The organism is Sphingomonas aerophila (assembly GCF_014199305.1).
GTDB classification, from domain to species: domain Bacteria; phylum Pseudomonadota; class Alphaproteobacteria; order Sphingomonadales; family Sphingomonadaceae; genus Sphingomonas; species Sphingomonas aerophila.
On the sequence record NZ_JACIJK010000012.1, the window covers coordinates 39683 to 63991 of the forward strand.

Genomic DNA, 24309 nt, shown 5'->3' on the forward strand with positions numbered 1-24309 from the left:
CAGGGCACACGGGGGCAGGTCCGTCCTTGTTCGCTGTTGCTGCACCCGTAGTCGCCTCCGCCGGTTGCGGCGGAAAACGACGTTCCGCTGCCTGATTGTTTTACCGGCCGCGCGGGCGATGATGCCATTACGACCATGGTCGCGGTCGTGGACGCGACAGCCGCCCTCTATCCCTTTCACGCACCGATCAGGCAAGCTGCGCAAAGCGGCCGCTTCCCGGCCAAGGGTGGATGACATGTTGAACGCAAAGAAGCTCGCCAGGCTCTCATTGGTCGCGGTTCTGCTGGGAAGTTCGGCGGTGCCGGCGCTTGCCGCGTCGCGATCGACCCTGCTTGCCGCGCCCAAGGACGCGCGGGCGGTGACGGTGCAGGCGCGGGGCGACGGCGTCGCGGACGATACGGCCGCGATCCAGGCGGCGATCGACGCGGCCGAGGGCAAGGCCGGCGGCAACATCGTGTTCCTGCCATCGGGCCGTTACCGGATCACCCGCACCCTGTATATCTGGCCGGGCGTTCGGGTGTTCGGCGTCGGCAAGACGCGGCCCGTGATCTTCCTGGGCGCCAACACCCCCGGCTTCCAGCGCGGCGTCGGCAACATGGTGTTCTTCACCGGCAACCGTCCGGGAGCGAGCGTTGCCGGGCCGGGCAACCTTCCCACGCCGCAGCGCGTGCCGGTGCCGCCGCCCACCAGCGTTCCGTTTGACCCCAATATCGCGGACGCCAATTCGGGCACATTTTATTCCGCGCTGTCCAATGTCGATTTCGAGATCGCGGACGGCAACCCGGCCGCCGCCGCCGTGCGTTCGCACGTCGCGCAGCACGCGTTCCTGAGCCATATCGACTTCCGCCTCGGGTCCGCGCTGGCCGGCATCTACCAGGTCGGCAACCTTGGGCAGGACCTGGCCTTTCACGGCGGCCGCTATGGCATCCTGACCGAAAAGACCTCACCCGCGTGGCAGTACACTCTGCTCGACGCGACCTTTGACGGGCAGCGCGATGCCGCGATCCGCGAGCATGAGGCGGGGCTGACGCTGAGCAACGTCCAGTTCCGCAACGTGCCAGTCGGGATCGAGATCGACCAGGGCTATGGTGACTGGCTGTGGGGCAAGAACGTTCGGTTCGAGAATGTCTCGCGCGCTGGCGTGATCATCAGCAACGAGAATAACACCTATACCCAGGTCGGCTTCGAAAATGTCGTCGCGACCGGCACGCCCGTGTTCGCGCGCTTCCGCGAGTCCGGCAAGACCGTGGCGGGGCCCGCGCCGCGTTACCGGGTCAAGGAATTCACCTATGGCCTGACCGTCCCGGCGCTGGGGCAGATCGGCAAGTTCGAGACGCGGATGGACGCAAGCCCGATCGGCAGCGTGCCCCGCGTCGGCGACCCCGCGATCCGGCCGTTCCCGGCCACATCGACCTGGGCCAATGTGCGCGACCTCGGCGCCAAGGGCGACAACGCAACCGACGACACCGGCGCAATCCAGCGGGCGATCGACACGCGCAAGGTCGTGTACTTCCCCAGTGGGTTCTACCGGGTCACCGATACGCTGAAGCTGCGCCCCGACAGCGTGCTGATCGGCCTGCACCCGGGCATGACGCAGATCGTGCTGGCGGACGACACGCCCGCCTATGCTGGCGTGGGCGCACCCAAGGCGCTGATGGAAAGCGCGCGCGGAGGCGATGCGATCGTGACGGGGCTGGGGCTGCACACCGGCGGCACTAACCCACGCGCGACCGGGCTGTTGTGGCGAGCGGGCGAGCGGTCGCTGGTGGACGACGTCAAGTTCCAGGGCGGGCACGGCACCATCCTGCCCGATGGCAGCAAGTTCGACCCGTACAACGCCAATCACACCGCCGATGCCGACCCCAAGAAGCGCTGGGACGGTCAATATGCCAGCCTGTGGGTGACGGACGGGGGCGGTGGCACCTTTAACGGGCTGTGGACGCCCAACACCTATGCGCAGGCAGGGTTGTACGTCAGCAACACCAGCACGCCCGGCCATGTGTACGAAATGTCGGCAGAGCATCACCTGCGCGCCGAGATCGTGCTGGACGGGGTGCGCAACTGGGAGTTCCTGGCGCCGCAGACCGAAGAAGAAGCGGGCGAAAGCCGCAACACGGTGTCCCTGGAAGTGCGCAACTCACGCGACGTCCTGTTCGCCAACTATCATGGCTATCGCGTCACCCGCTCGCTCCAGCCGGCGCCGGCAGCGGTGAAGCTATATGGGTCGAGCAACATCCGCTTCCGCAATGTTCATGTGAATGCGGAGAGCGGCTTTTCGACCTGTGACGCGAATGGCTGCGGGACGTATCTGCGCGCGAGCAAGTTCCCGTACGAAAACGCGATCCAGGACGTGACACGCGGGCTGGCAGTACGCGAGCGCGAGTTCGCGGTGCTTGATGTCACGGACGCCGCGCCCGCCGCCGCGCCGCCGGCTTCGATGGTACAGGTGCGCAAGCTGGCGGACGGGTTCTACTCCATCGGGGGTGGCGCGGTGGATGCGAAGGGCAAGCTGTTCTTCGCCGACCGCTTCTTTCACCGCATCCATGGCTGGTCCGCGACCGAAGGGCTGTCGATCGCGGCCGACGCGCCGCTGGACCCGGTGAACCTGGCGGTCGACAAATCCGGCCGGTTGCTGGTGCTGTCATCCGACGGGCCCGCGGCGACGGTGTATTCGATCAAGCCGGGCGATCCGGCGTCGATCCGGGTGATCGCGCCCACGCCCGTCGCGGCGCGCGCTGGCACGCGGGTCGCGCTGCCGTCAAGCTTCTGGAACAATGGCGAGTTCCGCGACCAATATGATCCGGCCACCGACCGCTTCACCACGCTTGCGGAGATGTTCGCGCGGGACGCGGGCACTGCCAAGGCGACCGAGTACCGCTCTCCCGATGGTAGCCTGGCGCTGCCCGCGTTCCGGGTCTGGCAGCAGGGGCCGGGCAATTTCATCGGCTGGCGTTTCTCCGATACGCTCGACACCTATGGCCTGGTGACGAGCGCGGTCGGCGAGCGGGTGTACGTCGCCAATGGATCGGAGAACCGGACTTATTCGGCGCTGGTCGGGCCGGGCGGCGCGCTGACCGATCTGAAGCCGTTTTCGGGCCGCGGCGGCGAGAGCGTCGCCAAGGGGCCGGACGGCCGTGTCTATGTCGCGAACGGGCAGGTCTTCGTGTTCAACCCGGACGGCACGGAGGCCGGGCGGATCGAAGTGCCCGATCGCCCGCTGCAGTTGCTGTTCGGCGGTGATGACGGCCGGACGCTGTTCATCCTGACGCATCATGCCCTGTACGCGGCGCAGCCTTGAAGCGCGGCCGGAGGTGGTGCGCCGGGGCGACGCTACTTTGGTCGTAGATGAAGCGGCGGCCCCGATCGGGTACGAAGTAGGACTAAATGATCGTGGTTAGTCGGCGGCGACCGGCAGGGCGATCGCAAAACACGGGGAGATGGAACATGGGTAACTTCAAGAAGACCGACGGACCGGGGTTCGGCGTTCGCAGCACAACCGTCAGCCTGGTCGCGCTTGCCGCGGCGCTGGCCATCACCCCGGCGGCTGCCCAGACAACCACGACCCCGACCACCCCGGCCGATCAGGCGACAACGGCTGCGCCCCAGGCCGGGCAGGCCGTGCCCGATGCGGCGGGCGTGCCCGAGTCCACCCAGAGCGCCGATCCCGCCGCGCCGCCGCAGCTGACCGCCCCCAATTCGCCCGCGGACGGCACCGCCGACCAGCAGGGCACGCCAACCGCCCAGCCCGACGTGGTTGTCACCGGCACGCGCATCACGTCGAGCGGCTTTGCCGCGCCGACCCCGACCACCGTGATCGGCGAGGACCAGATCCTCAAGAACGCGCAGCCCAACCTGTTCAACACGATCGCGCAGCTGCCATCGCTGCAGGGGTCGACCGGCGCGGCGACGGGTACCTTCAGCACATCCAGCGGTACGCAGGGCCTCAGCTCCTTCTCGCTGCGCGGGCTTGGCACGATCCGCACCCTGACGCTGCTCGACGGACAGCGCGTGGTCGGCGCCAATGTGAGCGGCGTTCCCGATGTCAGCCTGTTTCCGCAGCTGCTGGTGAAGCGCGTCGACGTGGTGAATGGCGGCGCGTCCGCCTCCTACGGATCGGACGCGGTCGGCGGCGTGATCAACTTCATCACCGATACGCGCTTCACGGGCATCAAGGGCAATGTGCAGGGCGGCATCACCACCTATGGCGATGACGAGTCCGTCCTTGCGCAGCTGGCGGTGGGCAAGTCGTTCGCCGAGGACCGGCTCCACGTCATCCTGAGCGGCGAGTATAATCACGAGAACGGCGTCGGCCCGGGCGACTTCGGCACGGACCTGGCGGGCGGCCGTGACTGGTATCGCGCCACCACGCTGCTGAATACCGGCCAGACCAACAACGGGTCGCCGCAGTTCGTCTACAGCGACTATGCGCAGCCTTATCAGTACGCCCGCTATGGCCTGATCAACAACGGGCCGCTGCAGGGCATCGCGTTCGCGCCCGACGGAACGCCGTTCAACTTCAACTATGGGTCGAACGGCCGCCCGACCGGGACCGGATCGGTCACCGGCTGTTATCCGGGCAACGCCTTCTGCGTCGGCGGCGACCTGTCGGGTGCGCCGGGTTCGGGCGCGTCGCTGAAGTCCGAGTTGCAGCGCGCGGTCGGCTATGGCCGGATCGGTTACGAGTTCGCCGACAACAACGAATTCTACGTCACCGTCAACGTCGCGCAGGTGAAGTCGAGCAACCAGCCGAGCCCGGGCTATAACCGCCCGAACCTGACCGTGCAGTGCGCCAACCCGTTTCTGCCGCAACTGATCCGCGACCGCTGCACCACGGCGGGCATCACGCAGTTCAACTTTGGATCAAGCAACGCCAACCTGCCCAACACGCGCGTCTATACCGACCGCAAGCAGTACCGCTTTGTCGCGGGCGCCAAGGGCCAGCAGGAAGTGTTCGGGACCAACTGGGCGTATGACATCTTCTACGAGCATGGCACCACCATCTCGGACATCAACGTCAACAACGTGATCCTGCAGAACCGTTATGTGGCGGCGACCAATGCGATCACGCTGAACGGCGCGGTAGTCTGCGCCGATCCGGTTGCGCGTGCAGCCGGGTGCCAGCCGATCAACATCTTTGGCAACTTCGCGCCGTCGGCGGCCGCGAAGGAATACATCCAGCCCGGCGCAGGGCCGTTCCAGCACACCAAGCTGACGCAGGACGTGTCCAGCGTGAACATCTCCGGTGAGCCGTTCAGCTTGTGGGCGGGCCCGGTGTCCGTGGCGTTCGGTGGCGAAGCGCGGCGTGAGTTCTACCGCGTCAACGCCGATCCCTATGGCGCGGGCGTCACCGCGATCAGCCCGGATAGCGCGGACTACCCCGCCGACCCGCTGCTGAACCGTCCGCTGGGCAGCAACTGGGCGGCCGGCAACTACAAGAACGGCCGCGGCGTCTACACCGTGTATGAAGGCTTTGGTGAGGTGAACATCCCGCTGTTGAACAGCGACGGTGCGGGCCGGGCCAACCTGAACGCGGCGGGCCGTGGCACGCACTACAGCACGTCGGGCACCGTGTGGTCGTGGAAGGTCGGCGGTACCTGGGACCTGCCGATCGATGGGTTCCGCCTGCGCGCGGTGACCTCGCGCGACGTGCGTGCGCCAAACCTGTCCGAACTGTTCGCAGCACCGACAGTCACGACGCTGCCAAGCTTCAACAACCCATTCACCAATTCCGCCGTGCAGATTTTCCAGAACACGGTCGGCAACCCGAACCTGCGACCGGAAATCGCGCGCAATACGGAACTGGGCGTCGTGCTGTCACGGCCGTCCTGGCTGCCAGGGCTGAGCGTGTCGTTCGATTACTACAAGATCAAGTTGAACGGCGTTGTATCGACCCTGTCGCCAGACCAGATCGTCCGCTTCTGCTTTGAAGGTAACCAGACGTTCTGTAACGGCTTCGTGCTGAACAGTCCGGTGCAGGGTGGCAACTTCGTCAACGTGCAGCCGTTCAACCTGGCATCCTGGAAGACCGACGGTTTCGACATCGAGGCAAGCTATCAATGGCGCCGTCCGCTGGGCCTGCCGGGTGACTTCACCGTTCGCGCGCTTGGCACCCATGTGAACAAGTTCCTGGTCAATGCCGGCATCGCCGGCGTCGACACGGTGGACAATGCCGGCGCGAACAGCGGTGCGATCCCCGACTGGAAGTGGCTGGCGGTGCAGACCTATAGCAACGACCTGTTCAGCCTGTTCCTGCAGGAGCGCTGGTTCTCCGACGGTGTGTTCGGCAACCAGTATGTGGTCTGTTCGGCGGGTAACTGCCCGCAGTCGACCGGCAACCACCCGACCATCAACCGGAACAAGATGCCCGGCGCCTTCTACATGGATGTTGGCGGGTCGGTGAACGTGACCAAGCAGGGCAGCCTGTACTTCAAGGTCGACAATCTGTTCGACCATGATCCCGAGCCCTCGCCGCAGACCAACACCGGCCTGGACGTGAACCCCGCGCTGTATGACACGCTGGGTCGCACCTATCGCATCGGTGTCCGGTTCAATTTCTGATGCCGGCCACCGCGGCGCTGCGGTAGTGTGAACGATGCGGATCGCGGGGAGGGCCGAGTGCCTTTCCCGCGATCTTCGTTTAAAGCACAGCGGGGAGCGAACCACATAGGCACAAAACTGTTGACAACGCGACGCTGCTCAGGTACATAACAGGAACGCTGGAGAATAGCGAGTCGGGCCGGGGTGCCTGGGCAGAGGCCCGGGTGCCGCCGGCCCGACTTGCGTCCGGGGGGACGAGAATGGCGCAGAGCAGAAAGGACGGCGTGCGGCAGTTGATGCTGACGCGGCGCAAGGGCGGCTGGACGCGGCGGCAGATCGAGGCGTTCTTTGAGCACCTCGCGGCGACGTGCAATGTCGCGGCATCCGCAGCGGCGGCGCGGATCGACGCGACGGCCGCGTATCGCTGGCGTCGGCGCGATCCTGTGTTTGCGCGGCTGTGGGAGCAGGCGCTGGATGAGGGCGCGGACCGGCTGGAGATGCTCGCCATGGCGCGAGCGTTGCGGGCGGCGAGCGAGGATGCGCCGGGCGCTGACGACGACGGGCGCGAAAGCGGCGGTGGATCGGGCGCGGCGGGTGCGGAGGGGGTTCCGAGCGCTGGGGAGGCACGGGTGGATGCTGGCGTGGGTGGTGGCAGCGTGGGTGATGAACGCTGCCGCCCGGCGCTGGCTGACAACCCCTCTGCCAAGGGTCGGAAGGTCCGCATGCAGGTTGGTGCGAACAAGCAGGCGGCTGGGCGGGGCGTCCCTTCCGCCAAGCGCGGGGGGATCGTCGGGCGGCAGGCGGCTGGCGATGCGGGCGACAAGATCGACCTCACCCAGGCGATGAAGATCGCGGCAGCGCGTGACGCGCGGGTGCGGCGGACGGGGCGCGAGACGCCGGTGGCGATGATGCCCGCCGACGAACTGGAGCGCGCGCTGCTGCGGCGGCTGGCGGCGGTGGAGAAGCGGCTGGCGGCGCGGGCGTGAACGGGGGCCGCCCGGTGCGAGGCACTGGTGCGGTTTGGGCGCTGCGTCGGCTGGATCGAACCTGGTGGGCGGGCACGCGCCCGAAAGGCGACGCGCTTGGATGGCGGCTCTTGGTTCGGTCCTGATCGTGGCGCCAGCCCGGTGCGGGCGCTGGGCGAGCGGCGGCTGTGTTGGCCGGATTGGGCCCTTCCCAGAAGCAGCGGCACGATCTTTTCGCGTGAGGGAGAGCGGCACGTCGTGGTGCCCCGCAACGAATGGCGGCTGCGTTGAGCGGGATGCGGGTCCGGTCGCGATGCGCCGGGTGGTCGCGGCGGACGGTGCGACGCTGACGCTGGATGCTGCCTGGCCGGTAGAGGACGCCTATGCCGACGGGCTGTTGCGCTGGTTTGGCGGGCGGAACGGCGGGCTGGAGGGAGCGATCGCGCGATCCGGCGCGTGATTATCAGGCGGGCGTGCAGCGGGCGCGGCGTCCCGGTGCGGGCGATGCTGACGAGCGGGTGGAGGTTCCAGCCGCGATGGCGGGGACGCAGGCAAAGACGCTGGCAGCGGCCCTGCTCGCCAGGCGCGAGGTCGAGCGGACGCGGCGAACGGTGATGCCCGGGCTGGCAGGGCTGGCGATCGGTCCTGGCGAGCGCGTGGCGATCGCAGGAGAGCCGGGGGTCTGGCGAGTGGCGGAGGCCAGTGTCGAGCAGATGGCGCCGCGGCTGACGCTGGTGCCGGTGACGCCGCCCCAGGCGCCGGCAACACGCGCCGATAGCGGGCAGGTGATGGCCGCACCCGACCTGACGATCGGGCGGACGCTGCTGCACGCGGTCGAGCTGCCGCCGCTGGACGACGTCGCGCTCGCGGCGCCACGCCTGGCAGTAATTGCGTCGGGCAGCGGTGCGGGGTGGAGGCGGGCGGCGCTGTTGATCAGTGCCGACGACGGGGCGAGCTGGCAGGCGGCCGGCGCCACCGCCGCACCCGCGGTAATGGGTCGCGTCATCGATCCGCCGGGTGCTGGCCCTTCGACACTGTTCGATGCGGGCGCGTCGCTGGTGGTCGAGCTTGCACATCGGGACATGGAACTGGCCGACGCGGACGACCGGAGGCTCGATGGCGGGGCCAATCTGGCGCTGGTCGGTGATGAGCTGCTCCAGTTCGGGCACGCTGCGCCCGTCGGCGAAGGGCGGTGGCGCTTGTCGCGATTGCTGCGCGGGCGGCGCGGCACGGAGGGGGCGATCGGAACTGCGCGAGCCGGGGACCGGTTCGCGGTTCTGGAACCCGATACCGTGCGGCTGATCGACCTGCCCCTCGCATCGCCGGGCGGCAGGGTGACGGTGATGGCCACGGGCCTGGGCGACGATGACGGACCCGCGCTGGCCGAGGCGGCCGTGACGGGTGCGTCGGTGGTGCCGCCCTCGCCCATGGACCTGCGGGCAGAGGTGACGAGCGGCGGCGGGCGGCTGTTGCGATGGCGGCGGCGCAGCCGGCTTGGCTGGCGCTGGCTCGACGGCGCCGATGCGCCACTGGCTGAGGAAGCGGAGCGGTACCGGGTGACGCTGCACCTGCCGGACGGCGGCGTTCGCGAGTTCGAGACCGATACACCGGCGATCGACATCGGTGCCGTCGAATTGAGCGGCGGAGCAGTGCTGGCACGGGTGAGGCAGCGCGGAACGCTGGGCCTGTCGCGCTTTGCCGAAATCTGGATGGGGGAAGATGACGTATGAGCAACGTAACCGCGCGGCTGGGCTTGCCGATGCTGGAGGCAGGCCAGGCACAAAAGGAACTTACCCATAATGAGGCGCTGGCCACCATCGACCTGGCGGTCTGGTCGAGCGTGGAAGGGGCGGAGCGCAACGACCCGCCCGCGGAACCGACGGCCGGGAAGTGTTGGCTGGTCGGTTCCGCGCCGACCGGGGCCTGGAGCGGGATGACCGACGCGATCGCCGGCTGGACGGCGGGCGGGTGGCGGTTCATTCTTCCGGTGGACGGCATGTCGGTGTGGGACTCGGGACGAAAACTGACCTGGCGCTGGTCCGGGGCGGCGTGGAAACCCGGCGAGGTGACGGGAACCCGGCTGATCCTGGGCGGCACGCAGGTGGTCGGCGCTCAGGGAACCGCAATTGCCGCGCCGGCGGGCGGGAACGTCGCGGATACGGAAGCTCGCCTGGCGGTTGTGTCCATCCTTGCCGCACTTCGCCTGCACGGGCTTATCGCACCGTGAGTTCCCCGTGCGGGTATCCGGGGTTGTTGCCGTTGTGCAACAGTGCCGGCTTTTGTCATCTTGCGGCGCAACCAAGCCTCGCGTAGACAGTTAGCGCTGTCCGAACAGGACATCCTAGAAAGGGGATTAAGATGCGGAAGCTTGCCGTCGTACTGGCACTCGCCTCGACTGCACTCGCTTCGCCTGCGCTGGCCCGCGATAACTCGTGGTACGTTGGCGTAGAAGGCGGAGCGATGATCGTCGAAGACATCGACTATGACATTGGCGCCGTTCGCAACGCCGGAAGCGTTGATCATGACTATGGCTTCGACGTCGATGGCGTCGTCGGCTACGACTTCGGTGCGATCCGCATCGAGACCGAGGTTGGCTATCGTCGTGCAACGGTGGACTCGTTCCGCTCCACGACCGCGACCACCGGCTTCGGCACCGGTCAGTTCGACTATGCCGGCGGTTCCACCTCTGCCCTCAGCTTCATGCTGAACGGCTTGCTGGACTTCGGTGAAGACGACGGCATTCAGGGCTTCGTCGGCGGCGGTGTCGGTGTTGCTCGCGTGAAGGCCAATTATGGCCTGCGTCGCAGCGCTGACTTCCTCGACGACTCCGACACGGTCTTCGCTTGGCAGGGCCTGGCGGGTATCCGCGCTCCGCTGACCGATCGTGTTGACGCGACGCTGAAGTATCGCTTCTTCAACGCGGACGATGTGAAGCTGTTCGACGTTGGCAACAACTCGTTCAACGGCCGGTATCGCTCGCACAGCATCCTGGGCGGCCTGACCTACAACTTCGGTGAGCCGACCCCGCCGCCGCCGCCGCCGGTTGCTGAAACGCCGCCGCCGCCGCCGCCGGTCGAAGTTGCTCCGCCGCCGCCCCCGCCGTGCTCGCCTGGCCCGTTCATCGTGTTCTTCGAATGGGACAAGTCGGACGTCACGCCGGAAGCAGCGTCGATTCTCGACAACGCGGTTACCCAGTATCAGAGCTGCGGTAACGCGCAGGTCATGCTGGCCGGCCACGCCGACCGTTCGGGCGCCGCGACGTACAACGTCGGTCTGTCCCAGCGTCGCGCCGATGCGGTGAAGAGCTACCTGTCGGGTCGCTCGATCCCCGCTGGCAGCATCACGACCGAAGCGTTCGGCGAGAGCCGTCCGCGCGTCGAGACTGCCGACGGCGTTCGCGAAGTGCAGAACCGTCGCGTGGAAGTGACCTACGGCCCGGGTTCGGGTCAGTAATCTTCCACTTGCGTGGTTTCAGAGGGAGGTCGGCGAGAGCCGGCCTCCCTTTCTGTTTGGGGGCTGTGGGAAAGAGCTGAAAGCGGCCTTGCAGTTGCAGAGGGGTCGCAGACGGTCTGGACGTCCGGCTTCGATCCGGGCGGAAGCGAAATTGGTGGCGCACGGCGACGCGCTGGTTGCGAAGCTGGCCCGCAGAGCGCCTTCGCGACGGGATGTCTGCGAGAAGATTTATGGTGAGCGTGTCGTTGTGCCGCTGCTCCTTGGCCAGGCGATACAGGACGTGTGTCGCTGAAAGTTGGCGGTAAGGCTGAGCCGTTCCACGCGACCGAGCATGCAGGGCTTTCAGTGACTGTCGTATGGCGACTACGGCCGGCGACTAGGTTGGGCAGCGGGCGCCGGTGCGGGTTGCTGCTCTGTTTAGACTCCGGACAATTCCCTGCCGACGCGGCCAGGCTTGCGGGTGCACCTGCGCCTGAGCGGTGCGCGGGGCCTCGTTGCGGCGCCCTCAGCTTTGGTGATCACCTTGGCTCGTCACCCGACATGATGCTGCCAGGAACCGCTGTGCAGCGGCGGGCCTTGATGGTCGGATCTATCGGGTGCTTTCAAGGCCCGCTTCAGCGATCCGACTGCTGCTGCAAAGGCGTTTCCGCCCGGACGCTTACATAGTCCCGGTTCCCCGATAGGCCGGTTCGGAAGCTTAATTGGGGCGACGTGTCTGGCATCCACGCGACCAGACAGACCTGCACTGACGCGCAAAGCCAAGGGCGCGGCGGCGTTCCACGTCCGCGAGATACGACGTGTAGGGTTCTGCCGAGCGGCTGGTGGAGAGCTAGCCACCAGACCTCGCCGCCTCGAGCTGATCCAGCGCCGCAGGGTCCTTCAGGTTTGGGGTCGTGCTGGAACTCGCCCGCAGTAGCAGCCCCATGCGACCCCTGAGGCCGCCTGTTGCGGAAAACTGCCCTGGAACCCTAGCTGATCGCCACAACTCGAGCGCGCAGTTGCGCCGAAGCCGCGAGACCGGACCGAATAAGGATGATGGCGGGCGTGTGGACTGCCGGGACCTGGCAGGGCGACACGGCCGCATTTTATTTAACATTGTGCCAGTAGATCAAGCCGCGATGCCGTCGGCGCCGCCTATGTTGAAGGGGAAAGCTGGGCGTCCTCTTCGATCGGCTGCGGTTCTGCTGATAGAGCGCTTGCCAGCCATTGCGGCAATACGGCGTCGCCCAGTGTCTCGACACGCCGATGGACCACCATGAGGCCGAGCCCAGGATAGTGAGCCGTGGCGCGGTCGTCCGGTTGGTCGGGCGCGACCACCAGGCGTCGGTTGACCTTGGCGCGATAGTGCATGCGGGCGGTGTTTTCCTGGCCCACATAACAGCCCTTGGTGAAGCTTACCCCCTGGAGTTCGGCCGCGTTACACTCCAGCCAGAGTATTTGGCCGTCCCCAAGCTCTGCCGTTCCTTCGGCGACGCCGTTGGCAAGTCGGTGAGCAAGCCAACCGGTCGCTGGGGCCGATGGGGGCGCCAGCCAGCGCCACCCCAGGGCCGAAAGCCGCGGATCTGGAACAGCGCCGGAGTGACTCGGCCGATCTCGCGACCAGTGAACGGCGAGGGCAGGCTCAGGCACGATCGTGATCGGGCGGCGTAGGCGATATAGGGTCAGGCGGCGTTGGAGAGCGTCCATCCGGTCAGCTTCGGCATCGACCAGGATGTCGTCGGCATCCGCCCAGAGCAGCATGTCGAACAGGACCTTGCCCTGCGGCGTCAAAAGGGCCGTCCAGACCGGCAGCGCCCCGGTCACGTCATTGGTCACGAGCCCTTGCAGAAAGCCGCGTACGTCCGGGCCCGACAGCCGGAGCAGAGCGCGATCGGCGAGCGTGGTCGCCGCGGGGGTGGCCTCATCCATGTTGCGAAGGTAGGAAGGCGGGGAGATTGGCGAAAGGGCGGCAATGAACTTCGACCTGGTGCTGCGCGGTGGCACGGTTCACCTGCCGGGAGGCCCCGTTGCTGCGGACCTGTGGGTCTCCGATGGCCGGATCGCCGCGATCGGCGGCGCGGGGGAGGCCGGGCAGACGATCGATTGCACCGGCCTGGACATCCTGCCGGGGGTGATCGACAGCCAGGTTCACTTCCGCGAACCGGGCATGGTTCACAAGGAAGACCTGGAGAGCGGCAGCGTCGCGGCCGTGCTGGGCGGAGTGACCGCCGTGTTCGAGATGCCCAACACGCGTCCCAATACCGACAGCGCCGAAGCGATCGGGGACAAGCTGACGCGCGCCAAGGGACGGATGTGGTGCGACCACGCCTTTTACGTCGGCGCGACCAACCGGAACGCAGCGGAACTCGCCGAACTGGAACGGTTGCCGGGAACGGCGGGCGTCAAGATCTTCATGGGTGCCTCGACCGGCGACCTGCTGGTATCGGACGACGCGCAACTGGCCACCGTGCTCGCCTCCGGGCACCGTCGCGTCGCGATCCATGCCGAGGACGAGGCGCGGATGAACGATCGGCGCGACTATCGCGTGGCCGGCGATCCGTCATCGCACCCGGTGTGGCGAGACGATGAGAGCGCGATCCTGGCGACGCGCCGCATCCTGTCGCTGGCCCGCGCGGCCGGGCGCCGGATCCACGTCCTGCATGTCACCACCCCCGCCGAGCTGGCTCTGCTGGGTGCTAACAAGGACATCGCGACCTGCGAAGTGACACCGCAGCACCTGACGCTGGCGGGGGAGGAGGCCTATCCGACGCTGGGCACCTTTGCACAGATGAACCCGCCGATCCGGTCGGGCGCGCATCGCGAGGGGCTGTGGCATTGGCTGGGGCAGGGCGTGCCGGATGTGATCGGGTCGGACCACGCTCCACATAGTCGTGAGGAAAAGGCGACCGCCTATCCGGACAGCCCGAGCGGCATGCCCGGCGTCCAGACACTGTTGCCGCTGATGCTCGACCATGTGGCGGCAGGGCGGCTGACACTGCAGCGGCTGATCGAACTGACCAGCGCAGGGCCGCAACGGATCTTTGGCATCGTCGGCAAGGGGCGGATCGCGGTCGGCTATGACGCCGATTTCAGCATCGTCGACCTGAAGGCGCGCTGGACGGTGGAGGAGAGCTGGCTGGCGTCGCGGGCGGGCTGGTCGCCATTCACCGGCCGCACCCTGACCGGGCGGCCGATCGGCACGATCGTGAGGGGCAGGGTCGCCATGTGGGACAGCGCCCTGGGCGAGGCAGCCGACGGTCAGCCGATCCGGTTCGAGTCAACCGAGTTCGGCTGACCGGACCGGTTAGAAGGGCAGCACGCGCGATTTGTGGCTGAAGCGCATATAGCCGACGTTGACGCCGGCCCGCCAGCCAACACCCAGGCGAACCGGGATGAGCACGACGTTCCCGCGCCTCAGATACGTGGCGGCGAAACCGCCAACGAAATACAGCCGCCCCTCAGCGGCGGGGAAGCGGTGAAACAGCTCCTCGGTGTCGTACAGGTTATAGACGAGCACAAAGACCTTGTTCGCGTCGCCGCCTACGTCAAAGCCGAGCGACGGGCCGGTCCAGTAAACCGGCTGCTGTCCTTCGACGCGGTGGGACATGACGCCCGACCCGTAGCGCAGCCCGACAACGAACGCCCCTGACGCTTCGCGCCCGGCGATATAGGCGTTGGGCTGACCCTGATCCTTCAGAACCTTCTCCAGGATTCCGGCGAGGCCTTGCGCGCCCTTGCCGAACACCCCCTCCGCCGCCGCGAGCAGGTCGTCGCGTTGGTAAGTGGTTTCCGCGTTGGTGGTTGCGTCGGCGCGCGCCTGGGCAGCAGGGGAGGGCACCTCCCCCTGTACCGGCGCCTGATCGGAGGGGGCCGGATCTGCCGGGGGCACGTCCGCCGGCTCGGGCCGCGGCGTTGGACGCGGTGCGCGTGCCTGTGGCTGGGGAGACAGGTCGGAGTCGATCGCCTGGTTCGGGTCAACGGTGCGGACCTGGGCCGAGGACACAGTTGCTGTGGATACCAGCACCAGGCCTGCCGCTATCCCGATCCAACCGCGCATCACACTCTCCACATCCGAACCCAGCGACGGTAGCGCCGGTGCCCCTTGATGCGCAATGAACGATCGGGCGAACCGGTGCTTGTCGGCGAGCAAGCACGGTTGATCCCGGCGGAACGCCTCTCTATAGCCCTCCCCAGCGCCGCAGCCGGAGACGTGGGTGAGTGGCTGAAACCAACGCTTTGCTAAAGCGTCATACGGGAAACCGTATCGAGGGTTCGAATCCCTCCGTCTCCGCCAACCTCCCTGTGCAAAGCTCTGTGTTGTTTGGGAAAAGCGAGGTTGCCCCGGGATGGTTCCCTCGGCTGTTCCCACATTGTCATCCGGTTCTGAGCGGCCAACGGCGAACACTGGCGTGCTTGAATCGGTAAACGTCTCGTTCCCGCTGATGTGGGTAGCACCAGATTTGCAGGCGCGGTGACCTGCCTCCCGAGGCTTAAAAACCTGATTGGAAACGTAAGGTGGCATTCGCTGCGCTGTGTTTCTTGAAGGGTCCTGCGGCTCGGGAAGGTTCCCCGACAGTCCCTGAAAGCTGCTGCTTTAGTTCGCGGGCAGAATGATCCGTCACCGGGCCTACCGAGCTGGCCCTTTGCGGCTTTAGCTTGGGACGTGGTTACGACAGCCCGTGGCGACGTTTTCATCTGGGGGATGAAGGGGTGGGGCAACTGACATTACGGACAGTAGCTTGTTCGATGCCCCCCTCCTCCTGGAGGGGGCACGTGGTGCAGAAGAGCCGGTTCGAACTTTGAACGGTTCCATCTGGACTGGTGCGCAGTCCCGGGGTCAAACCTGAGAGTACCCGTCCGAACAATAAATGGTTCAGCCTATCGCAAGCGAGAGGCCGCCCCGTTTCAAGACACCGATGGGGGCAGCCGGGTACAACGCCGCGAGTGAGCGTCACAGGCAGCCCGTGCGCCGCTCTCGTCTAGCGCTGCGACCAATCCGCACCAACGGCTCTAGTTGAGGGTGGCGGCCTGATCGGGGCATGGAACGCTGTGCTGCCCATCCCTGCTCTGATCCCTAGAAAGTCAATCTCTGATAGCCGGCCCCCGAAGGATTGCCGGTCAGCACGACGGCTGCGCTCGGTGTACCAGGGTTGGAGCTACGCCGCCGTCGAGCGCCGCGACGGGTGCTGGCGCACTCGCCGCCGCGCTTGCGTTGATTACCTCACGACAGGAAGCTCCAACCGCCCGAGAAGCAAGCGGAAGCGCTGATCTTAGGGGGTCAGGAGCTGAAATCAGGGACGCGGGTAGGGCGGAAATGGCTCGACCTTGCTAGGTGCCCGTGTAAGGTCAAAACGTTGTAGCAGGGGGAAGAGCGTAGCGTGATTTCGAACCCGATCCTGAACTCGCCGTTCGCCGAGCCGGATCGCCACTGGGCCTTGGACGCGCGGGGTCAGCCGGTCCCTGAGATACGTCAAGGCCGCCGCCCTCACAGGTATGTAGTCCCCGTGGCGGCAAGCAAAAAGGGCGCCGTTCAGGGAGCGCTCGCGCTCGATCCTCAGGAGCCAACCGATAACACGCTGGTGAGGTTGGTCAGGCCCAAGGTCGACCTCTGGCGCCGTCTGCCTCCGTCACAATGGAACGTTACCCCGGAGACAGAACGGCTCCTCCGTTGGTGGCGTGAGCCGGGTGCGCGAAAGCTCCCATTTTTCTTCTGCCAACTCGAAGCTGTTGAAACATTGATCTGGCTGACGGAGGTCGCTCCGAAGGAGTTCCGGCAAGAGGTTGAAGCTGCGAATGAGAAGGCGAACCCGGGCCTTTTCCGGGTTGCAGCGAAGATGGCAACCGGGTCTGGGAAGACCACGGTTATGGCGATGCTGATAGCGTGGCAGGCCATCAACGCGGCACGCCGCCCGACCAGTAACCGTTTCACGAACGCTTTTTTGATCGTCACTCCCGGGATCACGATCAGGGACCGCCTACGTGTGCTTCGGCCTGAGGAGCCATCCAACTACTATAGTGATCCCGACCGGCGCATCGTTCCGCAGGAAATGATGCCTGAGATGCTTCGGGCGCGCGTTGTCGTGACGAACTACCATGCGTTTCAACCGCGAGAGCAGCTAAGCATGCCTGCTGGAACGCGGACGATCTTAGGAGATAGGCTGATCAAAGAAGGGGCAGATGGATCGCTCGACATCGAACTCGTGCCGAAGCGATTTCTCGAGTCTGAAACGCAGGTCGTAGCTCGTGTGGCGGGGGATCTAGCGGGAGCTCGCAGAGTGATTGTCCTCAATGACGAGGCACACCACTGCTACCAGGCTCGCCCACCTGAGATCAGCGAGGAGCGGAAGGTTGAAGCTGACGAGGTTTCAGAGGCGAAGGCCAACAACGAAGCCGCTCGGGTGTGGATCTCGGGTGTCGCGGCGGTTGCACGCACGCACGAACTCATCGCAGTTTACGACGTTTCTGCGACCCCGTTCTTCTTGCGCGGCTCGGGGTTTCCGGAGGGTACACTCTTCCCTTGGGTCGTCTCCGATTTCTCGCTTATGGACGCGATCGAGTGCGGGATCGTGAAGACGCCGCGCTTGCCAGTTTTGGATGACGCTCCGGAGGGAGACTCTCCCAAGTTCCGCAGGCTCTACGCCAACCTTCCTAAAAAGGCGCTACCGAGGGGCGGGCGAAAGAGCGGCGTCGCTCATTCCCCTGAAGACCTAGACGAGCTGTTACGGGCAGCGCTCGAAAGTCTGTATGGGCATTACGAGAAGACGGCGGCTGCTTGGACGGCACAGGGTATTGAACTGCCTCCCGTGTTCATTGTTGTGGCCAATAACACAGCAACGTCGAAGCTGATTTACGATTTCATCTCAGGGTACCGGAACGAAGAGGGGCGTCTCGTTCCCGGCCGCCTTGACGCCTTCTCAAACGTCGAAAAGCAATCGCTCACTTGGCGAGCCTCACCACGAACAATTCTGATTGATTCTGCGGCTCTGGAGGCCGGCGACGCGCTCCCAGACGAGTTCCGAGCAGCGGCGGCCGAGGAGATTGAGGATTTCCGCAGAGAGGTCGAACGAAGGAACGGTGCGGCCGCAGCGATGGCGCTATCCGACGCTGAGATACTGCGCGAAGTCATGAACACCGTCGGACAGCCCGGTAAGCTAGGTGCGGGAGTTCGGTGCGTCGTTTCAGTTGCCATGCTGACCGAGGGATGGGACGCCAATACGGTCTCTCACATCCTCGGCGTTAGGGCATTTGGTACCCAGCTTCTCTGCGAGCAGGTGGTCGGACGTGGGTTGCGCAGGGTTAGTTATACCCCGGGCGAAGACGGTCTGCTTTTACCTGAGTACGCTGACATTCTCGGCATTCCGTTCGATTTCACGCAAGACGCAAGCGCCCCCGTTATCAAGCCTCCGCCGAAGATGACGCGAGTGCGGGCTTGGGAGGAGCGGAAGGCGGCAGAGGTGACCTTCCCGAACGTATTGGGCTACCGTGTTGTGTACCCGGCAGGCCCACTCGTTGCGACGTTCACCAGCGAGTCCCGGCTTGAGCTCAATCCGAGCGACGTTCCGACGGAGACATTTGTAGAGCCGATAGTCGGAGAGGGAATCACGCTCTCGCTTGAAAACTACAAGGCGCAGCGAATGAAGTCTGTGTACTACGCTGTTGCCGGTTTCGCCCTGACGAGATACTTCAAAGAGGATGCCAAGCCAAAGCTAGTTGTCCCCGGCCAATTGCCCGATCAGAACCCTCACGGAACCGTTCCTCTTCACCGGTTTGGAGAGCTACTTAGAATAACCGAGCGATGGTTTGAGGAGTGCCTAGAAACATACGGGCATGAGGAACTGAAGCGCCTATTCTTGTGGCGTCCTATGGCCCAAAAGGCTGCTGAGCGTATTGCGAGAGCATGTTCTCCCGCCGATCCGAGGACTCAGCACGTGCGCGCAATTGTAAACTCCTACAATGAGCTTGGATCAAGTCGAGACGTGAACTTTCAGACTTCGAAGACCGACTTGTTTCAGACTAATCCTAGGATGTGTCAGGTGGACTATGCGGTCTGTGACGGAGACTGGGAGAAGGCATTCTTAGCTGCAATGGAGATGGAATGCCGCGACATCGTGATCGCGTATGTAAAAAACCATAATTTGGGATTTGAGGTCCCTTATGAATATAAGGGTGAAGTGCATTGGTATCGCCCAGACTTCATTCTCAAAGTCTCGGACGGCTCAGTTTCCGCGCAGCCTCTCAACCTAGTAGTTGAGGTTAAGGGCTGGAAGGACGACCAGGACCTTGCAAAGGCTGACACGATGCGGACACGATGGGTGCCAGGTGTGAACGCGCTTGGTCGGTACGGGAGGTGGGACTTCCTGGAACTCGACAATCCTTACACGTTCGGCAGTCGTATTCGCAGTCACTTGTCGAGCGGTAATGCCGCACTAGCAGCGTAAGAGCAGCCTCAATGACAATAGACATCTATAAGCATCCTGGCGCCAAGCGGAGCATGATACCAACTGCTGAACAGCAGGCGTGGGCCGACGAGGAAAAGATCGGGCCTAGGGTCGTTCGCTACCCCCGAAATAAAGACCTCGATCCTCAGCTAATGTGGCGCGGCAAGGACGAGGAGGACCTCAGTAGTCTCACGGTGAACGCTCCCCCGATCTATATTCAGGAGCAAATTCACCCCAAGGCTATCATTGAGCGCCTAGAGGCCGAGTCCCGTGCACGGAAGAGGGAAGGCGAGGAGCCGGATCTTTTTGGCGATTTCAATGGCCGTCCAGCGGATCAAAAGGCGCGGACGGAATTCTATGAGCACGACCAGAATTGGACCAATCGATTGGTTCTAGGGGACAGTCTGCTTGTGATGGCAAGCTTTGCCGAGCGCGAAGCGTTGCGCGGGCAAGTTCAATGCATATACTTTGATCCTCCCTTTGGAATTCAGTTCAACTCGAACTTTCAGCCTCGGACCGACTCTCGAAAAGTTACCGACGGTAAGCGGGAGGATAGGTCGCGAGAACCGGAGGTCATACAAGCATTCAGGGATACATGGCGTGATGGCGTAAACTCGTATCTTTCGTATCTTAGAGATCGGTTGCTCGTTGCGCGTGACCTCCTCAGTGACACAGGCTCAATATTCTTGCAGATGGGCGAGGATAATGCCCATCTGGTCCGCGGCCTTATGGATGAGGTGTTTGGCCGGCAAAACTTTGTTGTGCAAATCTCCATTCAAAAGACGGGGAGTCAGACGGGAGATTTCATCCAGTCGAACGTTGACTACATTCTTTGGTTCGCGAAAGACAAGGCCCAAGCCAAATTCCGTCGTTTATTTCTGATGCGGAGCAAGTCAGCATTGCGGCAGGCAGATCTAACGACGATCGATCGGGGGGACTTCTCACCATATCCTCTTACCTCGGACGGGTTCAGAGAAACTACTACAGTACCTTTTGAGTTCGAAGGAGCTACGTTCCACCCGGGCGCGCTCAGGCACTGGGGCGTGACGACCGACGAATTAGCTCGCGTCGGACGTGCGGGAAGGCTCGTCCGACAGAAAGCGCAGATCAGGATGCGCTACTTCCACGATGACTATCCGGTGCAATCCCTCGGCTCCTACTGGAGTGATGTGGGCGGCGCGACAGGCAAGGTTTATGTCGTCCAGACCGCTCCAAAGGTTGTGGAACGATGCATACTCATGGCAACCGACCCGGGCGACTTGGTGCTCGATCCGACCTGTGGATCAGGCACCATCCCCTATGTGGCTGAGCAATGGGGTCGGCGGTGGATCGCAATTGATACCAGCCGTGTGGCTTTGACCCTTGCGCGAGCGCGCATGATGGGCGCATCATATCCATTCTACCTACTGCAAGACTCTGAAGAAGGGCTTGAGAAGGAAAACGAGCTTCTGCCGCCTGGGAAGAAGCGGCTGCCGCCTACTCGATACAATCGAGACATAAGGCGCGGGTTTGTATACGAGCGTGTGCCGCACGTGACACTGAAGGGCATTGGAGCAAACAAGCAAATAGATGTCATTCACGAGAGCTATGCTGCGCTCATTGCGGCGCAACTGGGCGAGCTTGCTTCGCTCACTGGTGTCTCCGAATGGACAGAGTGGTCCGTTCCGCGCCAACCAAGGGATGATTGGAACGGGGAGGCTTCGCGGGTTCTCGCAGAACATTGGGGTACTCGCCGGGCGCGCCAGCTTGCGTTAGACGAGTCAGTTGCCAAGAACGCTGAGCTTGAGTTGCTCTTTGATCGCCCTTACGTGGATCGAAAGCGCACCAGGGTCGCCGGTCCGTTTACGTTTGAGAGCCTCTCCCCACATCGGGTCATCCCTGTAGGAGAGGACGATCCCTATTTGGCCGAGACACTGGAGCCTGATCGGCAGAACGTTGTGCGCTTCCGCAGTCAAGAGCAGACCGACTTCGGAAAAGTTGTAGTAGAGCACCTTCGTCGCGCAGGTGTCCGCAACACCAAAAAGGACGAGCATATAACCTTTGAGAGTCTAGCTCCTAGACCCGGTGACGGCTGGGTGTCGTACGAAGGTCGTTATGAGGACAAAAAGGGCAAAGTCCAGAGAGTCGCGGTCGCGGTTGGGCCGGAGTACGACGCTGTCGGGCGTGACTTCATGGTGCAGGCTCAAAAAGAGGCGCTTCGTGGTCTTTTTGATGTTCTTGTTGTCTGTGGCTTCCAATTCGCACCTGAGACGGACGAATCCCGCTTCGACACGCGAGATTTAATAGTGCTCAAAGCCAGGATGAACCAAGACATCAGGGTCGGAGATCGGCTTAAGAACACCGGTGCAAGCAATATGTTCGTGGTGTTCGGGGAGCCGGACATAGAAGTTAGGCCCGTTGCCGGTCAGAAGTATGAGGTCGAAATCCTGGGGGTGGACATCTTCGACCCAACCACCGGTGAGCTACGCTCCTCGGCGGATCCACGTGACGACGTAGCTTGCTGGTTCATCGACGATGCATATGATGATGAAAGCTTCTTCGTTCGACACGCGTACTTTTTGAACGGCAAGGAGTCGGACCCGTACGCTGCGTTGAAGAGAGCGCTTGGCTCTGAGGTGGACAAGGAGGCTTGGGAGAGCCTCTACACCGCGACGTCTCGTCCTTTCGCTAGACCGGACACTGGCAAGATTTGCGTCAAAGTGATCAATCACTTCGGAGATGAGGTTCAAAAAGTTTTTCGCGTTCGCTGAGCAGGCCTGGCGAGAGCCGAGGGGGATGGGAGAATGCCAAACTACGAAAGCACAATTATATGCCTCGCGAATTCAAGAAAAACTAGTGGTAGGTGTATAGCAGGAAAGGAGATCACAGGCGCCGGAACCGGAAACTGGATTCGTCCGATAAGTAGCCGCCAAAGTCACGAGATCTCCTTTGACGACAGGCGATATCAGGACGGCAACGACGTCCGAGTTCTGGATGTCGTCACAATTCCGATGATGGAGCCTCGTCCGCACGCCTTTCAGACCGAAAATCATCTGATCGATGCCGAGTACTACTGGCGCCTACAGCGGCGTGCCAGCTATGCCGAGGCGCGTGCCGCTCTCGATAACCTGCCACTTTGGACCAATCGTTCGTCCAGCTACAACGGAACGAACGACCGGGTCGCTGAGGATGAAGCGGACCCTGCTGGCGGTTCGCTGCGCCTGATCGAGGTCAATGACCTAGAGGTTCGTGTGTCTGTTGAGGGAGCAGCGTTCGGCAATGGTAAGCGGAGGGTGAGGGGGTACTTTACGTATCGCCAAGCGCCCTATCTCCTCTCCATAACTGACCCGCGCTATGAGGCTCGGTACCTTGCTTTGCCGGACGGTAGGCATCAGATCGGTCAAGCACTCTTGTGCATAAGCCTGGGCGAGCCGTATCAGGGGCATGCGTACAAGCTCATAGCTGCGGTTATCCGTCCGAACGAGTGAATAGCGGAAGGTCATGACTGCCACACAAATTTGGAGTGTTGGACACTCGACGCTTAGTTACGAGGCGTTCCTAGAGCGCCTACGAACTGCCCAGATTACCGCTATAGCGGATGTGCGGAGCGCCCCGTACTCACGGGCGTTTCCTCATTTCAACCGCGAATCACTTAAGGCGGCTTTGGCGACTGATAACATCGCGTACGTTTTCCTGGGCAAGGAATTAGGAGGCCGCCCCTCCTCTGACGATCTGTTTACTGACGGGGTAGCCGATTACGAGAAGATGGCGCGTGTTCCCGCCTTTGCGCTCGGGCTGGAAAGAGTCTTCCAAGGCGCAAAAACATATAACATCGCAATGATGTGTTCCGAGAAAAATCCACTTGACTGCCATCGGTGCCTTCTGGTCGGACGGTCGCTTGTCGAGATCGGGGCGGAAGTGCTTCATGTTCTCTCGGAAAGCCGGACGGTAGGTCATGAGTGGATCGAGGATCAACTTCTGGACATGGCCGATAAGTCGCACGCGGATATGTTCGCCCCCCGTTCTGAGCTATTGATTGACGCGTATAGGGCGCGAGCGAGGAAGGTGGCGTACTCAAAGTTAGCTTCTCATCCGAGTAAATCGTTAGGAGGTCAGAGTCGAGATGCCGGGAGCTAACGTAACAACAATAGGGTTCACGAAGTCCAACGCGGAGCGGTTTTTCGAGCGGTTACTGGCTGCTGGAGTCCGGACGGTCGTAGACGTGCGTCTGCACAACACCTCGCAGCTTGCAGGATTCGCTAAGTCTGACGACTTGGCATACTTTCTCAAAAAAATCGGAGGTATCAGATACGTTCATCAGCCGCTTCTTGCGCCGACAGACGGGATGCTTAAGGCCTTCAAAAAGATGAAGGGAGACTGGCAGGTCTATGAGGGGCAGTTTTTAGACCTTATGAGCAGTCGAAAGATTGAAAGCAAGTTCAAGCCAAGCATGTTTGATGGCGCTTGCCTCTTGTGTTCAGAGGACACGCCCCATCATTGTCATCGGAGGTTGGTAGTAGAGTATCTCAATGATCGCTGGGGAAACGAACTGAGCGTCCGTCATTTATGAGCGCCGGGTTTGTGGAACGCGCGGTTGCAGCAGGCCTCGATCAGGGATCCTATCAGATCGCAAACCTCCCTCATCGCTGCGTCGTTCAAGTGCGTATAGCGAGCCGTTGAGACGACCTTGAGCATCCGGATCATCAACTCCGGCTCGATCGAGGGGCGACCGGTCTCACTGTAGAAGGGCTTCAGCTCCTCGCGGATGTCCGACAGGTCCACGAACCGATCGATCGAGCGAAGCAGATGGTCGGCCGGGACATGCCGCTCCAGGCTGACGCTGTAGAACAGCGCCTCCTGCGCCACCCGTCCGCTCGCCCATCATCGGCCCGTCTCCGGTCGCCTCGAGACGATTGAATCAGACCACCGACACTACTGCAAGCCAGCCCTTTTCAACA

Annotated in this window: 15 protein-coding genes, 1 tRNA gene and 1 pseudogene; 14 read left to right on the top strand and 3 right to left on the bottom strand. The window is 63.4% G+C overall.

Annotated features, from left to right (window positions below; genetic code table 11):
* The first annotated feature begins 235 nt into the window (after positions 1–235).
* The 7 genes from FHS94_RS16720 (at position 236) to FHS94_RS16750 (ending at position 10955) form a co-directional block, all read left to right on the top strand.
* A complete protein-coding gene (locus FHS94_RS16720; protein ID WP_184059989.1) occupies positions 236–3298 on the top strand; it encodes a glycosyl hydrolase family 28-related protein in 3063 nt (1020 codons plus the stop codon).
* 146 nt (positions 3299–3444) lie between these two features.
* Entirely contained in the window at positions 3445–6558 is a 3114-nt protein-coding gene (locus tag FHS94_RS16725) for a TonB-dependent receptor plug domain-containing protein (RefSeq protein ID WP_184059991.1), read from the top strand.
* A 239-nt stretch (positions 6559–6797) separates the two neighbouring features.
* On the top strand, positions 6798–7523 hold the full coding sequence (locus tag FHS94_RS16730; RefSeq protein WP_184059993.1) for a hypothetical protein: 726 nt from the start codon (positions 6798–6800) through the stop codon (positions 7521–7523).
* 100 nt (positions 7524–7623) lie between these two features.
* A complete protein-coding gene (locus FHS94_RS16735; protein WP_184059995.1) occupies positions 7624–7962 on the top strand; it encodes a hypothetical protein in 339 nt (112 codons plus the stop codon).
* Positions 7910–9232, top strand: a complete 1323-nt coding sequence (locus FHS94_RS16740) for a GTA baseplate fiber-binding domain-containing protein (protein ID WP_221234835.1) — start codon at positions 7910–7912, stop codon at positions 9230–9232. Before FHS94_RS16735 ends, FHS94_RS16740 begins: the two co-directional genes overlap by 53 nt.
* The gene (locus FHS94_RS16745; RefSeq protein ID WP_184059998.1) at positions 9229–9729 is read left to right on the top strand and encodes a DUF2793 domain-containing protein; all 501 of its coding nucleotides are present in this window, start codon (positions 9229–9231) and stop codon (positions 9727–9729) included. Before FHS94_RS16740 ends, FHS94_RS16745 begins: the two co-directional genes overlap by 4 nt.
* Positions 9730–9860: 131 nt before the next feature.
* On the top strand, positions 9861–10955 hold the full coding sequence (locus FHS94_RS16750) for an OmpA family protein (RefSeq protein WP_184060000.1): 1095 nt from the start codon (positions 9861–9863) through the stop codon (positions 10953–10955).
* A gap of 1134 nt (positions 10956–12089) precedes the next feature.
* Here FHS94_RS16750 and ygfZ read toward each other — a convergent pair.
* A complete protein-coding gene (ygfZ, locus tag FHS94_RS16755) occupies positions 12090–12863 on the bottom strand; it encodes a CAF17-like 4Fe-4S cluster assembly/insertion protein YgfZ (protein WP_184060002.1) in 774 nt (257 codons plus the stop codon).
* A 43-nt stretch (positions 12864–12906) separates the two neighbouring features.
* On the opposite strand from ygfZ, the gene FHS94_RS16760 reads away from it, so the two are divergent.
* A complete protein-coding gene (locus tag FHS94_RS16760; protein ID WP_184060004.1) occupies positions 12907–14229 on the top strand; it encodes a dihydroorotase in 1323 nt (440 codons plus the stop codon).
* Positions 14230–14238: 9 nt separating this feature from the next.
* On the opposite strand, the gene FHS94_RS16765 is transcribed toward FHS94_RS16760, so the two are convergent.
* Positions 14239–14991 (bottom strand): DUF1134 domain-containing protein, encoded by a 753-nt coding sequence (locus tag FHS94_RS16765; RefSeq protein WP_184060006.1) that lies wholly within the window; start codon positions 14989–14991, stop codon positions 14239–14241.
* Positions 14992–15138: 147 nt separating this feature from the next.
* On the opposite strand from FHS94_RS16765, the gene FHS94_RS16770 reads away from it, so the two are divergent.
* The 6 genes from FHS94_RS16770 (at position 15139) to FHS94_RS16795 (ending at position 23921) form a co-directional block, all read left to right on the top strand.
* Positions 15139–15228 (top strand) — tRNA-Ser (locus tag FHS94_RS16770).
* 1084 nt (positions 15229–16312) lie between these two features.
* Entirely contained in the window at positions 16313–19372 is a 3060-nt protein-coding gene (locus FHS94_RS16775; RefSeq protein ID WP_425506199.1) for a BPTD_3080 family restriction endonuclease, read from the top strand.
* Positions 19373–19383: 11 nt separating this feature from the next.
* Entirely contained in the window at positions 19384–22122 is a 2739-nt protein-coding gene (locus FHS94_RS16780; RefSeq protein WP_184060010.1) for a site-specific DNA-methyltransferase, read from the top strand.
* 33 nt (positions 22123–22155) lie between these two features.
* On the top strand, positions 22156–22839 hold the full coding sequence (locus FHS94_RS16785) for a dual OB domain-containing protein (protein WP_184060012.1): 684 nt from the start codon (positions 22156–22158) through the stop codon (positions 22837–22839).
* A gap of 13 nt (positions 22840–22852) precedes the next feature.
* The gene (locus FHS94_RS19955) at positions 22853–23488 is read left to right on the top strand and encodes a DUF488 domain-containing protein (protein WP_184060014.1); all 636 of its coding nucleotides are present in this window, start codon (positions 22853–22855) and stop codon (positions 23486–23488) included.
* Complete coding sequence (locus tag FHS94_RS16795; protein ID WP_184060016.1) at positions 23475–23921, top strand: DUF488 domain-containing protein; 447 nt, start codon at positions 23475–23477, stop codon at positions 23919–23921. The genes FHS94_RS19955 and FHS94_RS16795 overlap by 14 nt, the downstream gene beginning before the upstream one ends.
* A gap of 113 nt (positions 23922–24034) precedes the next feature.
* On the opposite strand, the pseudogene FHS94_RS16800 reads toward FHS94_RS16795, so the two are convergent.
* Positions 24035–24236 (bottom strand): annotated as a pseudogene (locus FHS94_RS16800) (transposase); the annotation flags it as partial.
* Positions 24237–24309 lie beyond the last annotated feature (73 nt).

Bases quoted from the DNA above. Each gene is read 5' to 3' on its own strand.
- FHS94_RS16720 (WP_184059989.1), top strand. From the start codon at position 236: ATGTTGAACGCAAAGAAGCTCGCCAGGCTCTCATTGGTCGCGGTTCTG.
- FHS94_RS16725 (WP_184059991.1), top strand. From the start codon at position 3,445: ATGGGTAACTTCAAGAAGACCGACGGACCGGGGTTCGGCGTTCGCAGC.
- FHS94_RS16730 (WP_184059993.1), top strand. From the start codon at position 6,798: ATGGCGCAGAGCAGAAAGGACGGCGTGCGGCAGTTGATGCTGACGCGG.
- FHS94_RS16735 (WP_184059995.1), top strand. From the start codon at position 7,624: ATGGCGGCTCTTGGTTCGGTCCTGATCGTGGCGCCAGCCCGGTGCGGG.
- FHS94_RS16745 (WP_184059998.1), top strand. From the start codon at position 9,229: ATGAGCAACGTAACCGCGCGGCTGGGCTTGCCGATGCTGGAGGCAGGC.
- FHS94_RS16750 (WP_184060000.1), top strand. From the start codon at position 9,861: ATGCGGAAGCTTGCCGTCGTACTGGCACTCGCCTCGACTGCACTCGCT.
- ygfZ (WP_184060002.1), bottom strand. From the start codon at position 12,863: ATGGATGAGGCCACCCCCGCGGCGACCACGCTCGCCGATCGCGCTCTG.
- FHS94_RS16760 (WP_184060004.1), top strand. From the start codon at position 12,907: ATGAACTTCGACCTGGTGCTGCGCGGTGGCACGGTTCACCTGCCGGGA.
- FHS94_RS16765 (WP_184060006.1), bottom strand. From the start codon at position 14,991: ATGCGCGGTTGGATCGGGATAGCGGCAGGCCTGGTGCTGGTATCCACA.
- FHS94_RS16780 (WP_184060010.1), top strand. From the start codon at position 19,384: ATGACAATAGACATCTATAAGCATCCTGGCGCCAAGCGGAGCATGATA.
- FHS94_RS16785 (WP_184060012.1), top strand. From the start codon at position 22,156: ATGCCAAACTACGAAAGCACAATTATATGCCTCGCGAATTCAAGAAAA.
- FHS94_RS19955 (WP_184060014.1), top strand. From the start codon at position 22,853: ATGACTGCCACACAAATTTGGAGTGTTGGACACTCGACGCTTAGTTAC.
- FHS94_RS16795 (WP_184060016.1), top strand. From the start codon at position 23,475: ATGCCGGGAGCTAACGTAACAACAATAGGGTTCACGAAGTCCAACGCG.